Below are 14297 nucleotides of genomic sequence, written 5' to 3' on the forward strand. Positions count from 1 at the left end.
AAGGATGGCGCTTGACAGCGCCAGACTTGGCCTCCTAATAATTCGTCAGATTGCCGAACAAATAGAAGGATGCATCGTGACCTCCCGTCCGACATCGATTGCACCGCCGTCCCGCCCGTCCGTCAAAACCCGCTCCGGCGCCTGCGTCGTGGGAATTGATCTGGGTGGCACCAAGATCCTTGCGGGGCTCGCCGATGACCGGGGAGAGGTGATTGCCACCTTCAGCGAGCCGACGCGCCATGGGCCACAGGCGCCCGTGCTGTCGCAACTGGCGGACATCGTGCTGCGGCTGGCGCGGGAGGCGGGTGTGGCGCCTGCCGAGATCGCCCGGGTGGTTGTCGGCGTGCCGAGCGTCGTCTCCCCGCAGACGGGGCTGGCTTCGCTGTCGCCCAATCTCGCTTTGCCGGAAGACCGGCCTCTGGCCACGCTGCTTGCGGCCATCTTGCCCTGTCCGGTCACGGTGGAAAATGACGTCAATCTGGCCGCCTTTGCCGAAGCCCATCGTGGACGCGGGCAGGGAGAAGGGTCGCTCGTCTTCCTGTCCTTTGGGACCGGGGTGGGCATGGGGCTGGTGCTTGGCGGGCAAGTGGTCCGCGGCGCCCATGGCCGCACCGGCGAAATTGCCTATCTGCCGGTCGGCGACCGTCCTCATGACAGGGCACCGCAATCGCTGAATGGCCTTTTTGAGGATGCCGTCGGCACTTTTGGCATTCGCGCCCGCTTCGGCCTGACGGAAGAGGGCGGGGTGGCCGCACTGTTTACGGCCCTTCGCCAGGGCGATGCAGCGGCCAGAGCGGCGCTGGATGAGATTGCCCGCACCGCCTCGCTGGGGATTGCCGCCATCCACAGCATGATCGATCCGGCGCTGACGGTGATCGGCGGCGGTATCGGCAGCCAGCCGGAATTTTTTGACGCGCTGAAGCGCCAGACCGCGCCGCTTCTGCCCTTTTCCTGCCGTCTGGAGCAGAGCCATTTCGGTGCCGACGCCGGGATGATCGGGGCCGTTCTGCTGGCCGCAGACCTGGCGAAGAATTCTGGAGCATTTCCAGGAAAAGTGCATGGCGGTTTTCCGTCCGGAAATGCGTAAAACAAAAGCATTTCCAGGAAAAGTGCATGGCGGTTTTCCGTCTGGAAATGCGTAAAAACAAAAGCATTTCCAGGAAAAGTGTTTAGCGGTTTTCCGTCCGGAAATGCGTAAAAACAAAGGATTAGGGCGTAGAATGACCTCTCCCACTCTCAAGGCACGTCCTCGTGCCGATGGCCTGGTCGAAACAGACTTGCCGCTGCAACTGGCCTTCATGGCGCCGCGCCTGCAGGGAGATTTTCATCCGGAAGGCCGGTTGGAGGTCTCGCTCTGGGGCTGTGGCCGGATGGCGACCGTTCAGCTTGAGCCATGGACCGGTCCCTTCGTGCATGCGCCGAACCGGATCATCGGTACAGAGGCTGGTCTGCATGTGGCGCAATCAGCCCCGGTGCTCGCCCTGACCGGCGCGAAAATCCGCCGGGCCGCACCTGCCCGCCGTTGCGCCTGGTGGGGCAGCCTGACCAAGCCGCAGAAGGTGGAGCGCAAGGGTGCTCTGCGCCGGGTCACGACGCCCTGGGGTGTGACGCTGATCGAGGAACGGTCAGACGGTATCGTGATCGCCGTTGGCGCCTCCGAGGAAGAGGCGCAGCGGGGTCTTTTGCTCTCGGTGGAGGCGATTGTCGCCGAATGCGCGGCCCATGTCGCGCGCTGCGATATTCTCCCCACCGCGCCGGCGCTGTTGCGCAGCATGGCGGTGCAGAGCGCCCATGCGGCCCTCTCTTCCATTCGCCATGCAGAGGATGGCAGCTTTCTCGGACTGGCCGCCGGGCAGGCCTATAGCGCGCCCACCCGCACCTATTACCGGGACGGTTACTGGACGCTGCAGGCGCTGCTCACGCTCGATCTTCCCGCCGTACGCGCGCAGATCGACCTTCTGGCAACCGGCATCCAGCCGGACGGCGAGGCTCCGAGCGGCGTGATCCTCACCGGTCCCGCCCAAGGGCTGGAATGGGAGAAATTCCGCACCACCAACAAGGTCTACAAGGAAGAACATCTGCGCCCGACAGACTGGTGGAGCGATCATTTCGACAGCCCGCTGTTCTTCATCCTGACGATTGGCGATTATCTGCGCCGCACCGGCGAAACCGAGGTGCTGGCGCGGCATTGGCAGCGTGTGGCCGCGATCTATCGCCGCTACCGCGCCTATGACATGGCAGGCAATGGCCTGCCGCAAAAGCCGCGCCATGACCGGGACTGGGCCGATAATGTCTATCGCCACGGCTATGTCTCCTACAATATCGGATTGTGGATCGGGGCGCTGGACGTGATCGCCGAATTTGGCGGCACGCAGGATCGTGCCCTGGCGGAGGAGGCCAGAACTGTGGCCGTCAAGGCGCGCGCCGCCGTCGATGAGGCGCTGCTGACCGAAAAGGGCTGGTATGCTGATTACGGTATCAAGGGCGATTTCGTCGAGGATCATCTGACGCTGGACAGCCTGACCCTTGCCCGCTTCGATGCCATTCCGGCGGAAAAGGCCCGCAGCCTTCTTGGCCATGTGCAGCAGGTGCTGGAAACCCGCAACAACCAGAGCCAGCCCTATGGTGACTGGGGCGTGATGTGCGCCTGGCCGCCTTTCAAACGCCCGGCCGATACGCGCGCCAAATCAGCCTTTGCCTATCGCTACCATAATGGGTCTGACTGGCCCTATCTCTCCGGTCTCTATGCCGAACAGCGCCTGCGCTTCGGTCTGGCGGACTGGTCCTATCCGCTGACCCGCTGGTGGCAGACCAGCCTGGAAAATGGCTGGATCGGTTCGGTGGAATATTTCTCGCCACCCTTCGGGCGCGGATCGCTGTTGCAAGGCTGGACCGGCATGCATGCCGCCGCCATTCTGGCCTATCGCGAACGGGTGGAAAAGGAGATGGCGTAAGCGCCCTCTCCAGCAGCTTCCTAAAACTTTGAAAAATACGAAAAAGACGGCTCGCCAGCCATCACAGCCCGGCAGCCGCGGCCTTGTCCAGCACCCATTCCACCTGATCATGCAAGAACAGCGCGGAGGCGGGGCAGGCCTCGCTGACAGTGCCGGAAAGGGCGGTGGAAACCGCTTCTGCCTTGGCCTCTCCGGTGGCCAGCACGATGATGCGTCGTGCATCGAGAATGCTGGCAATGCCCATGGTGATGGCATGATGGGGCACGGTGCCGCACTCGAAGAAGCTGCGATTGGCCTCCAGTGTCGAGGCATGCAGCTCGACCTGACGGGTGCGGCTGTCCAGTGCCGAGCCCGGTTCGTTGAAGCCGATATGGCCATTGCGGCCAATGCCCAGCAATTGCAGATCCACCGGTCCCAGCCGGGCAAGATCCGCCTCGTAGGCGGTTGCGGCTGACTCGGGATCGCCTGCCATGCCATCCGGCAGATGGGTGCGGGATGGGTCGATATCGACATGGTCGAAGAACAGCCGGTTCATCGTGCTGCGATAGGAGCCCGGATGGCTTGGGGGAAGGCCGACATATTCGTCCAGATTGAAGCTGGTGACCTTGGCAAAGCTCACCTCGCCGCGCCGATAGGTGGCAACCAGATGCGCATAGACCGGCTCCATGGTGCCGCCGGTGGCAAGCCCCAGCACGGCATCAGGCTTTTGCCGGACAAGATCGATGATGCAGTTGGCAACCGTCAGCGCCGCTTCATTGGCGTTTATCTCCACTCTGGGTTCCGGTGCGGTCTTCACGGTCTTGCGGGATGTCGTCGTCATCACTTCTTCCGTCTCGGGCTGCGTCGGGTTCAGGCGGCTTTGGCGCCGGCAATCAGGCTGCCGTCATGGCGCTTCTTGGCAAAGGATAGGCCGGCTTCCCCATGGAAAAGATGAAGGCGGGCGGCGGGAATGCAGATATCCAGCACCTCGCTATCGGCAATGGCGACATGATCGGGCAGATGCAGGATGACCGTGCGGTCATGACCTTCGATCTTGCCATAGATATAGGTTTCGGTTCCGACACTTTCGGCATACTGGGTGCTGAGGCGGGCCTCGATCATCGGGCGGCCCTCGGCCTTGCCGAGGCGGAAATGGTTGGGCCGCGCGCCGAGCGTGACCTTGTCGCCGATCTTGCCCGTGGAACTGTCCACCGGCAAGGTGAGCGCGCCAAAGCCGGTGATGCTGACGGTGACGCTTTCCGGGCCGAGATCGGTGATGGTGCCATCGAAGAAATTCATCTGCGGCGAACCGATAAAGCCCGCCACGAATTTGTTGGCCGGAAAATCGAAGAGTTCCAGCGGTGCGCCGTATTGCTCCAGCCGCCCGCCGTTCAACACTGCGATCCGGTCGGCCATGGTCATGGCCTCGATCTGGTCGTGGGTGACGTAGATCATCGTAGCTCCCAGCCGCTTGTGCAGACGGCTGATCTCGCCGCGCGTCTGCACGCGCAGCGCCGCATCGAGATTGGAAAGCGGCTCGTCGAAGAGAAAAACCTTGGGCTGGCGGACGATGGCCCGACCGATGGCGACGCGCTGGCGCTGGCCGCCGGACAACTGCTTGGGCCGCCGGTCCATGAGCGGCTCGATCGCCAGCATCCGCGCTGCTTCCATGACGCGGGCATCGATCTCCTGCCGGGGCAGCTTCATGTTTTCCAGGCCGAAGGAGAGGTTCTTGCGCACGGTCATATGCGGATAGAGCGCGTAGGACTGGAAGACCATGGAGAGGCCACGCTCACCCGAGGGAAGTGCCGTCACATCGCGCCCGCCAATCTCGATCGTGCCGCTGCTGATGCTTTCAAGCCCGGCAATGGAGCGCAGAAGCGTGGATTTTCCGCAGCCGGAGGGGCCGACCAGAACGGTGAATTCGCCATCCCTGACGGTGAGGTCAATGCCGTGCAGCACTGTGTGGGTGCCGTATTGCTTGACGATTTTGCTGAGTGCCAGACCGGCCATGCGTCTTCCCCTATGGAACCTTCGGCTCCTTATCCGGTGACGGGAATAACTCTTGTCATCCCGTCTCGCTTTTCTCTTCAACGGGATATAACTGTGAAACATCAGTCATAGTTCGTCAAGTCTCCGAACAAATTTTGTCCGCCAGGCTGTTTTGACGGATTTTTGACGCGCCTGCCCTTGACGGACCGAAAAGACGTGCCTTTAATTCGTCTTGGTGCCGAACAAATTAACGGGCAGAAAAGGGGAACAGAATGTCGATGACGAAACTGGCAAGTGCGGCAGCCCTTGCGACGCTGATGATGATGTCTTCCGCCGCCGCTTCGCAATTGAAGCTCGTCTGGTATGTGGAGGACGATACCCAGGAAAAGGCGCTGAAGACGCTTCTGGACAAATATACCGCCAGCCATCCCGAAACGACCTTCGACCTGCAGATCACGCCCTATGACGGCATGCTGCAGAAATTCCAGCAATATGCGGCCTCCGGCATCATGCCGGATCTGTCGTTGACCTCGTCCATGGAGCCGGTCATCCGGCCTTTCCTCGCCGATCTCTCCAAGGAAATCGGCCCGGACTGGATCAATGATTTCGTCAAGGGCTGGGCCGATGGCGCCAAGCTTGGCGATCAGGTGATTGCAGCACCGCTCAACGTCACCTCCACCGGCGTCTTCCTCAATACCGATGCCTTCAAGAAAGCCGGTGTCGAAATCCCGTCGCAGGACAAGGGCTGGACCTGGGATGAGTTCACGGCCAGGATCAAGGATGTGTCGCAGAAATCCGGCACGCGCTACCCCATGGTCTGGGACGTGTCGGCCAGCCGGTTCATTGTCTATCCCTTCCAGTACGGCAATCACATCTTCTCTGAAAAGGAACCGGTGAAGGTGGTGATGGATGACGCTGCCTGGACCAAATCCGTCGATGATTTCGTCAAGCTCACCAAGGACGTGCTGCCGCCCGGCCTCTGGTCCGGTGCAAGCTCCGACAATCCGAAGGAACTCTTCCTCAACGGTCAGGCCGTTGCCTACATGTCCGGCAGCTGGCAGATCCCGGCACTTGCCGGCAAGGCGAAATTCGGCTGGCAGGCCGGGCCGACCCCTGCGGGCACCGTCCGCTCCTCCATCTATGGCGGCGATTATCTGGTGGCCTTCAACACCAGCCCGCATCTCAAGGAGGCGGTGGACTTCATCAAGTGGATCACCTCGCCGGATGTTCAGGCCGATTATGCCAAGACCTTCGGCGTCATCCCGGCCAACAAGAAGGCCGCAAAGGTCGACTACGGCAATGAAGCCGCCTCCATGGCGGTGAAGACCATGCAGGGCGAACTGGATGCAAGCCCGGCCTATGCCGCCACCGACCAGGCCTGGCCGCAGATGCAGCCCGTCTGGGCCGTGATCAAGCCCGCCATCACCCAGGCGGTGGCCGGTCAGATCAGCGCGGCGGAGGCGGTCTCCGAGATCCACAAGGCCGCCGAAGAGGCCGTAGAGGCGGGCCAGTGAGCGCGCTTGTCCATGGAGAGGCGGAGGCGGGTGTCGAACCCGCCCCGTCGCGGCGGCTGAAGGCGGGTTTGCTGGCGCTCTGGCCTTACTTTCTAATGCTGCCGACCGTGGCCCTGCTGGTGGCCTTCACGCTTTATCCGCTGGCGCAAGGGCTGGTCATGGCCTTCTTCAAGCGCGGCGTCGTGGTGCTGCCGCAGGTCAAGCAGACATGGCCGGTTTTTGTCGGTCTCGATAATTTCATCGGTCTTATCGACAATCGCGAGTTCAGGCTGTCGCTGTTGAAGACGGTGATTTTCGTCGTCTGCGCCGTACCGCTCAACATCGCTTTTTCGCTGGGCCTGGCGCTGCTGTTGCAGCCGCAGAAGCGGCTCTATGCCTTCGTGCGGACGGTGGTGTTCTTCCCGTCGATGATCAGCCTGCTGATCATCGGCGTCACCTGGCGCTGGCTGTTCGGGCTGAATAACGGTCTCGTCAACTATCTGCTGTCTCTGGTGCATATCGCGCCGGTGCCGTGGCTGGAACAGGATGTGATGGCGCAGATCGCCGTCATGGTCGCCTGGATCTGGTGGCAGGCGGGCGTCAACATGATGATTTTTCTCTCCGGCCTCACCGCCATCTCACCGGACTATTACGAGGCCGCCTCCATCGATGGCACCTCGAAATGGCGGCAGTTCACGCATATCACCCTGCCGCTTCTCAAGCCCACCATGGCGGTGGTGGTGGTTCTCTCCTGCATCGAGGCCTTCAAGGTTTATGAACTGGTCGTGTCTCTCACCGGCGGCGGGCCGGGCAAGGCCACGGTCTATCTGATCCAGACGATCTACGAGACGGCGTTCCAGATGCCGATGAAGGCGGGGATCGCGGCGGCGCAATCGGCGGTGCTGTTCATCATCCTCATCACGCTGACCATCATCCAGCTCAGGATCTCCAGGAGCAAGTCATGACGCAAGCCTATTCTCCCGTCCGGCTGGCGCTGATTAGCCTTGTGCTGGTGGTCTTTCTTCTGCCGCCGGTATGGCTGTTCGTGTCGGCGCTGAAGCCGCAGGCGGAAATCTTCGCCTGGCCCCCAACCTTCCTGCCGGCGCAGCCGACGCTGGAAAACTTTGCCAACGCCATTTCAAAGGCGCGTTTTCTGACCTTCTTCCGCAATTCCGCGGTGGTAGCGGTGCTGTCGGCCTTGCTCTCGGTCACGATCAGCGTCATGGCGGGTTATGCGCTGGCGAAATTCCGCTTTCCCGGCGCGACCCTCCTCTTCATGCTGATCATGTCATCGCTGATGGTGCCGTTGCAGATCGTGCTGATCCCGGTCTTTCTGGTGCTGCGGGATCTGGGCCTTCTCAACACGCTGGCCGGTCTGATCATCGCGCCCGCGGCAACGCCCACCGGTGTGTTCCTGATGCGGCAATATATTGTCAACATTCCCGATAGCCTGCTGGAGGCGGCAAGGCTGGACGGCACGCCGGAATGGCGCATCCTGCTCAGGATCATCGTGCCCTTGTCCATTCCCGCCATCGGCACGCTGATGGCTTTCAACCTGGTCTGGCGCTGGAACGATTATCTCTGGCCCTTCCTGATCGTCAATGATCAGGACATGTGGACCGTGCAGATGGCGATCGCCAATTCCGTCGGCCGTTTCGGCATCGATTGGCCGCGGCTTTTGTCCATGTCCGTCCTGTCGGTTCTGCCGGTGCTGATCGTCTTTACCCTTCTGCAAAAACTGCTGATGGGCGGCATCATGGCGGGCGCCACCAAGGAGTGATCCGGCCTGCCTGCCAGAAGAAGGGGGGCAATCCGGCGGTTTCTCCCCTTTTTGTGTCGGCTCGCACGCGCAAATCCATCTGATTTAATAGTCCGTACATCAAACTGACATGTAAGCTTCAAATTACCCGCCTATCCGTCAGTCAGTTTCTGGGATGGCGGAGAAGATCATGCGTCTTGAACTGAAAGACCTGACGCGCCAGTTCGGCAAGAAGACGGCGGTGCAGTCCGTGACGCTGAATATCGCGCCCGGCGAAATGGTCGGCGTGATCGGCCGGTCCGGTGCCGGAAAATCCACGCTTTTGCGGATGTTGAACCGGCTGGCAGATCCGACGTCAGGGCAGATCCGGTTCGGCGATGTCGATATCACCCGGCTGTCTGGGGCGGCACTGCGCCACTGGCGGCGCGATTGCGCAATGATCTTCCAGCAGTTCAATCTGGTGCCGCGTCTCGATGTGATGACCAATGTCATGCTCGGGCGGCTCAATCATCGCTCCACCGCGCTGAGCCTCTTGAACATCTTTACCCGCGAAGAGCGTCTGCTGGCCATTGCGGCGCTGGAGCGCCTCGGCATCGAGCAGACGGCGCTGCAACCGGCGGGCACGCTGTCCGGCGGCCAGCAGCAGCGCGTGGCCATTGCGCGCGCGCTGATGCAGCAGCCGAAAATGCTGCTGGCGGATGAGCCGATCGCCTCCCTCGATCCGCTCAACGCCAAGATCGTCATGGATTCACTCAGCGACATCAATCGTCGCGAGGGCATCACCGTCATCACCAACCTGCACACGCTGGATACCGCCCGCGCCTATTGCGAGCGCATCATCGGCATGTCGGAAGGCCGGGTGGTCTTCGACGGACCACCGCAGGCGCTGACGGCGGAGGCCGTCCACGCCATCTACGGCGTGACCGATCCCGCCCAACTCGATGAAAGCATGACATCCACCGCCTTGTCGCGTGCCGGTTCCGAGCCCGTTCGCCCCCAGTCAGAGGCGCGTCCCGTCGATGTCATGCAGCCGCTCAAGGCCTATGCCGCCCCGCTTTAACGCATTTCTCGTTCATCACAGTCGCCCGGCTGAGCCGGGTATTCAGGAGAGAGCCATGTTGAAGAAAATCCTGCTTGCCTCTGCAGCGCTTCTGTCGCTTGCGGGTGCCGCCGCTGCTGAAGAGCTCAAGGAATACCGCATCGGTATCCTGGGCGGTGAAAACGAAGCCGACCGCCTGCGCAACTATCAGTGCCTGGGCGATCACCTGAAGAAGGAATTCGGCTTTGAAAAAGTCTCCTTCTTCCCGGCTTCCGATTATGACGGCGTCATTCAGGGTCTTCTCGGCGGCACGCTCGATCAGGCGGAACTCGGCGCTGCCGGTTATGCCAAGGCCTATCTCGCCAATCCGAAGGCCGTTGAGCCGGTTCTGACCACCGTTCAGACCGATGGCTCCATGGGCTATTATTCGATCATGGTGGCCCGCAAGGACAGCGGCATGACCAAGGTCACCGATATCAAGGGCAAGAAGCTCGGCTTTGCCGATCCGGATTCTACCTCCGGCTACCTTATCCCGACGGTGACGCTGCCTGCTGCCCTCGGCGGCACGCCGGTCAAGGAATATGTCGCCTCCACCGGCTTTGGCGGCGGCCATGAAAACCTGGTGCTGGAAGTGCTGAAGGGCACCTTCGATGCCGGCACCACGTTCGGCTCGGGTGTGGGCAATTTCAAGGACGGCTACACCTCCGGCAACCTGCGCAAGATGGTGGACAAGGGCGTCCTCAACATGGATGACCTGGTCGAACTCTGGAAGTCGCCGCTGATCCCGAACGGTCCGATCGTGCTGCGCAGCTCGATGTCCGACGCGATGAAGCAGAAGGTCACGGCCTTCATGATGGATCTGCCCAAGACCGACGCTGCCTGCTTCTCCGCTGTCGAAGGCGGCGAATACAAGGGCTTCGCCAAGGTGAATGTCGATTTTTACAAGCCGATCATCGACGCCCGCAAGGCGACCATCGGCGGCTGATCCCCGTTTCGGGCCGGAGGGCATGAGAGCATTTTCCGGTAAAGCGGAAACTGTTTTTCCGTCCGGGAATGCGTAAAAACAAAGAGTTAGAGCGTTTCAGTGTTTCCGTGAAACATTGAAACGCTCCAGAAGTATCCTCTGCGGACAGGTTCTTCCCATGGTTCACGCGCTTCTGCAAAGAGGCCGTGTCGAGGCCGTTGCTGGACAGACGCTGAAAAGGTTTGCGATATGCTGAGTGGCAGTGCCCCGGTTCATCTGTCGGATGGCGGAAAGCTGATCGAAGCCCATTGGCGGGAACTGGCGGTGCGCCGCCGCATCTATTCGCTGCTGGCGCTGATGCTGTTCCTCATGGCCATTGGCGGCTCGCTCTGGTTTGCCAATGAGGCCAATTCCGGCAAGTTCTTCGATCGGCTGCCGCATCTCTTCGATTTTCTCGAAAATTTCGTGCCGCGTGACGGCATGGAAATCTGGCGCGCCATGTTCGATCTGCCGTCGCCCTATGCGGATGGCAGCATGAAATATGATTATGTCGAAGGCCGCTATTACATCACCCAGGCTTTCTACATTCCCGAATATATCTACAAGATGGTGGAGACGCTGAATATCGCCATCTTCTCGACGCTGATCGGGGCACTGGGCGGATTTTCGCTATGCTTTCTCGCGGCCAGCAACATGACGCCGAGCCGCCTGATCCGTTGGCCGGTGCGCCGTTTCATGGAATTGCTGCGCGCCTTTCCCGAGGTGGTGATCGCGGGCTTCATCCTGGCGATCTTTTCCATCGGTCCGTTTCCGGCGATCATCGCGGTCACCATTCACACCATCGGCGCGCTTGGCAAATTGTTCTTCGAAGTGGTTGAAAATGCCGACATGAAGCCGGATGAGGGGCTGCGCGCCGTGGGCGCCACCTGGATCGAGAGGGTCGGCTTTGGCATGGTGCCGCAGGTCATGCCGAATTTCGTCAGCTATACGCTGCTTCGGCTGGAGATCAATGTGCGGGCCTCGACCATTATCGGCGCTGTCGGCGGCGGCGGCATCGGGGAACCGCTTAGGCTTGCCATCAGCCGGGGCGATGCCGCCAAGACCATCGCCATCATCATTCTGCTGCTGTTGACGGTGGTCGCGGTCGATCAGCTTTCCGCCTGGCTGCGCCGCCGTCTGGTGGGTGAGCAATCCTTTACCATTGTGCAGTGAGGCCATGGATGCCCAGTCTTTCCTCTGCGGATTTCGACGCTCTCGCCAGCCGCCACGGCGCGCTTCTCCATCGCAGCCGCTGGCAGACCTGGCGGGTACCGGTCATTGCGCTCACCATTCTCGCCTATCTGCTGTTTTCCTGGTGGTTTTTCGGCATCGGCAAGATCCTCGCCACCGCCAATTGGGGCATAGCCGGCAATTACCTAGCTGACTGGGTGTCCTACCAGATCCGCCCTGAACTGCGCATCGACCGCGATGGCGCCATCACCATCAGTTATTCCCGTTTCGATCCTGCCGGTCCCAATCCGACGCCGGATTGGCTGGTGACGGAAAAGGCCGTGATCACCCGCCAGCCGGAAAAGGCGGCAATCCCCGCCCAGCCCGCAGCACCCGCCGCCAGCAGTGCCTTCAATTTCATGGGCGCTGCCCCGCAGCAGCAGGCAGTGCAGGCTGAAGCACCCTCCGCGCCGAAGCAGGAAGAGGCTGTGGTCAGGGCCGAAGTCAGCCTTGGCAGCCACGCCCATATGACGGTCAAGCCGGGTAAGGTCATCGTCACGCAGGGAACGGAAAGCGCGACCCTGACGCTCGATCAAGCGAAGGAGCGGGTGGATGCTGAAGGGCCATTGCCGGAGTGGTTAGAGCAGCGGCAGCCGGGCGGGCGGGTGCTTGCCTATTTCGGCTTCAATGGCTGGGCGGAAATCGGGCCGGAACGGGTGCGCGTCAACAACCGCTTCCTGGGCTGGGCCAATTTCATCTTCGACCCTACCTCCGCCTTCTTCGGCAAATCGGCGGGCGAGGTCTGGCGGCTTGTCACCTCCGGCGAGCGGCTGGACAAGAGCCGCAGCAACCTGTCGCTGGCCTGGAACGATTTCCTCTATAACCCCTCCTGGCAGCATTACGATGTCTGGTCGAAACTGTTGCAGACGCTGGTCATGGCCTTTGTCGGCACGGTGCTGGCAACGGTCATTGCCTTTCCGCTGTCCTTTCTCGCCGCGCGCAACATCACGCCCAGCCGGGGCATGAACCAGATTACCAAGCGCTTCTTCGATTTTCTGCGCAGTGTCGACATGCTGATCTGGGCGCTGTTCTTTACCCGCGCCTTTGGCCCCGGACCGCTGGCGGGCATCTCCGCCATCTTCTTCACGGATACCGGCACGCTCGGAAAGCTCTATTCCGAAGCGCTGGAAAATATCGACGACAAGCAGCGCGAAGGCATGAAATCCGTCGGCGCAAGCCCGCTTGCGGTGCAGCGTTTCGGTGTGATGCCGCAGGTTTTGCCGGTTTTTGCCTCGCAGGCCCTGTATTTCTGGGAATCCAACACCCGTTCCGCCACCATCATCGGCGCGGTGGGGGCAGGCGGTATCGGTCTCAAGCTTTGGGAGGCGATGCGCACCAATTCCAACTGGCAGAATGTCTGCTATATGGTGCTTCTGATCCTGCTGGTGGTGTTTCTGTTCGATGGCATTTCCAACAGCCTCCGGTCGCGGCTGATCGGCAAGAATTCACAATAACAGCAAGGCATCGAAGATGCTAACGCATCCTCGCCTTTTCAACGACCTTGGTATAAGTTCGTCAAGTCACCGAACCCTTTTCACGCTCCGGCACCTGTAGTAAGAGGAGCGGGTCCGCCGCGCTGTCAGGTCTTTCAAGCATCGCGCATCCGGCGGGCTCCGTCAATCTTCTGCCATATCGGGTCCGCGCATGAACCAGAGCATGAACAATCCGCCGGTGCTGCGCCAGATTTCCGTGCGGGCCGCCATGGATCTGCTGCTGCATGAGGGGCCGATGTCGCGGGCGACGCTGGCGAAGAAGACCGGTCTTTCCAAGCAGACCATGTCCGAGGTCATCCGCACCTTGGAAGAGTCCGGCTGGGTGCAGGTTAAAGGCATTGTCAGCGGCAAGGTGGGGCGCAGCGCCATCACCTACGAGGTTTCGCCGGAAGCAGGTTTTGCGCTCGGTGTCGATCTAGGCGCCACCACGGTGCGTCTGGCGCTGGTCAATATCGTCGGCACCATTGTCGATGAAAGCGAAAGCGCCTCGCGGGGCTTGAGCGGTGCGGCCCTGTTGTCGCTGGTGCATGATCTGGTGGAGGCCATGCTGACCCGCACTGGCATCGCCCGGGACAAGGTGTTGCTCGCGGCCGTGGCAACGCCCGGTGTCGTCGATCCCGCAAGCGGCGCCTTGATGCTGGCGCCGAACATGGGTGATCTCTCCGGGCTCGATCTGGTCAAGGGGCTGAGCGAGGCGCTTGGAGCCCGGGTCATCGTGGAAAACGACATCAATGCCGCCATGGTCGGCGAATCCTGGAAGGGCTGTTCGGCAGGCATCGAAAACGGCGCCTTCATTTCGCTCGGCACCGGCATCGGTCTTGGCATGATGATCAATGGCAAGCTGATGAAGGGCGCCCATGGCGCGGCGGGGGAAATTTCCTACCTGCCCTTCGGCGCCGATCCCTATAGCGGTGAAAGCCTGGAGCGCGGTGCGCTGGAATGCGCCATCGGCGCGCGCGGCATTCAGGAGCGCTACCGCGCGGTCAGCGGGCAAGAGCTTGCGGTGCGCGATATTCTGGAACGTGCCGAAGCGGGCAATGAGGCGGCCTTTGCCGCCATTGCCGAGACCGCACGGCTGACGGCGCTGCTGGTGGTTTCGGTAGATGCGATGATCGATCCGGAAAAGATCGTGCTCGGCGGCAATGTCGGACGCCATCCGCTGATGGTGCGGCTGATCTGCGAGGCGCTGCCCTCCTGCACGCGCCGTCAGATTGCCGTGGAAGCAAGCCTGCTTGGCCCCCGCGCCACCATGGTGGGCGCGGTTGCGCTGGCGCTCAACCAGCTGCACAACATGCTGTTTTCACCGCAGGCGCTTCCCAGCGAAATGCGCCTGCCGGGTTAGAGCATTTCCGTGA

12 protein-coding genes are annotated in these 14297 nt (G+C 61.3%); 10 read left to right on the forward strand and 2 right to left on the reverse strand.

The window, feature by feature from the left end:
- Positions 1-76: 76 nt before the first annotated feature.
- Both QO005_RS10870 and QO005_RS10875 read left to right on the forward strand, forming a co-directional pair.
- Positions 77-1087, forward strand: coding sequence for an ROK family protein (locus tag QO005_RS10870; protein ID WP_307158040.1), 1011 nt, complete (start codon positions 77-79; stop codon positions 1085-1087).
- Between the two features lie 133 nt (positions 1088-1220).
- Positions 1221-2954, forward strand: a complete 1734-nt coding sequence (locus QO005_RS10875; protein WP_307158041.1) for a GH116 family glycosyl hydrolase — start codon at positions 1221-1223, stop codon at positions 2952-2954.
- Positions 2955-3015: 61 nt separating this feature from the next.
- On the opposite strand, the gene nagB is transcribed toward QO005_RS10875, so the two are convergent.
- Both nagB and QO005_RS10885 read right to left on the reverse strand, forming a co-directional pair.
- Entirely contained in the window at positions 3016-3774 is a 759-nt protein-coding gene (gene nagB, locus QO005_RS10880) for a glucosamine-6-phosphate deaminase (RefSeq protein ID WP_307158042.1), read from the reverse strand.
- 29 nt (positions 3775-3803) lie between these two features.
- Positions 3804-4946 carry an ABC transporter ATP-binding protein gene (locus QO005_RS10885; RefSeq protein WP_307158043.1) on the reverse strand — a complete coding sequence of 381 codons (1143 nt, stop codon included), beginning with the start codon at positions 4944-4946 and terminating at the stop codon, positions 3804-3806.
- A gap of 251 nt (positions 4947-5197) precedes the next feature.
- Between QO005_RS10885 and QO005_RS10890 the strand changes: the two genes are divergently transcribed.
- The 8 genes from QO005_RS10890 (at position 5198) to QO005_RS10925 (ending at position 14284) form a co-directional block, all read left to right on the forward strand.
- Entirely contained in the window at positions 5198-6439 is a 1242-nt protein-coding gene (locus tag QO005_RS10890; protein WP_307158044.1) for an ABC transporter substrate-binding protein, read from the forward strand.
- Entirely contained in the window at positions 6436-7383 is a 948-nt protein-coding gene (locus QO005_RS10895) for a carbohydrate ABC transporter permease (RefSeq protein WP_307158045.1), read from the forward strand. Before QO005_RS10890 ends, QO005_RS10895 begins: the two co-directional genes overlap by 4 nt.
- Positions 7380-8198 carry a carbohydrate ABC transporter permease gene (locus QO005_RS10900; RefSeq protein ID WP_307158046.1) on the forward strand — a complete coding sequence of 273 codons (819 nt, stop codon included), beginning with the start codon at positions 7380-7382 and terminating at the stop codon, positions 8196-8198. Before QO005_RS10895 ends, QO005_RS10900 begins: the two co-directional genes overlap by 4 nt.
- A 169-nt stretch (positions 8199-8367) precedes the next feature.
- A complete protein-coding gene (gene phnC / locus QO005_RS10905; protein ID WP_307158047.1) occupies positions 8368-9237 on the forward strand; it encodes a phosphonate ABC transporter ATP-binding protein in 870 nt (289 codons plus the stop codon).
- A gap of 55 nt (positions 9238-9292) precedes the next feature.
- On the forward strand, positions 9293-10201 hold the full coding sequence (gene phnD, locus QO005_RS10910; protein ID WP_307158048.1) for a phosphonate ABC transporter substrate-binding protein: 909 nt from the start codon (positions 9293-9295) through the stop codon (positions 10199-10201).
- A 228-nt stretch (positions 10202-10429) separates the two neighbouring features.
- Complete coding sequence (gene phnE / locus QO005_RS10915) at positions 10430-11392, forward strand: phosphonate ABC transporter, permease protein PhnE (RefSeq protein WP_307158049.1); 963 nt, start codon at positions 10430-10432, stop codon at positions 11390-11392.
- Between the two features lie 8 nt (positions 11393-11400).
- Entirely contained in the window at positions 11401-12903 is a 1503-nt protein-coding gene (phnE, locus tag QO005_RS10920; RefSeq protein WP_307158050.1) for a phosphonate ABC transporter, permease protein PhnE, read from the forward strand.
- A gap of 190 nt (positions 12904-13093) precedes the next feature.
- Positions 13094-14284, forward strand: a complete 1191-nt coding sequence (locus QO005_RS10925; protein WP_307158051.1) for an ROK family transcriptional regulator — start codon at positions 13094-13096, stop codon at positions 14282-14284.
- The last annotated feature ends 13 nt before the right edge of the window (positions 14285-14297 follow it).

Origin of the sequence: Allorhizobium paknamense (assembly GCF_030815125.1) — a bacterium.
Taxonomy (GTDB): domain Bacteria; phylum Pseudomonadota; class Alphaproteobacteria; order Rhizobiales; family Rhizobiaceae; genus Allorhizobium; species Allorhizobium paknamense.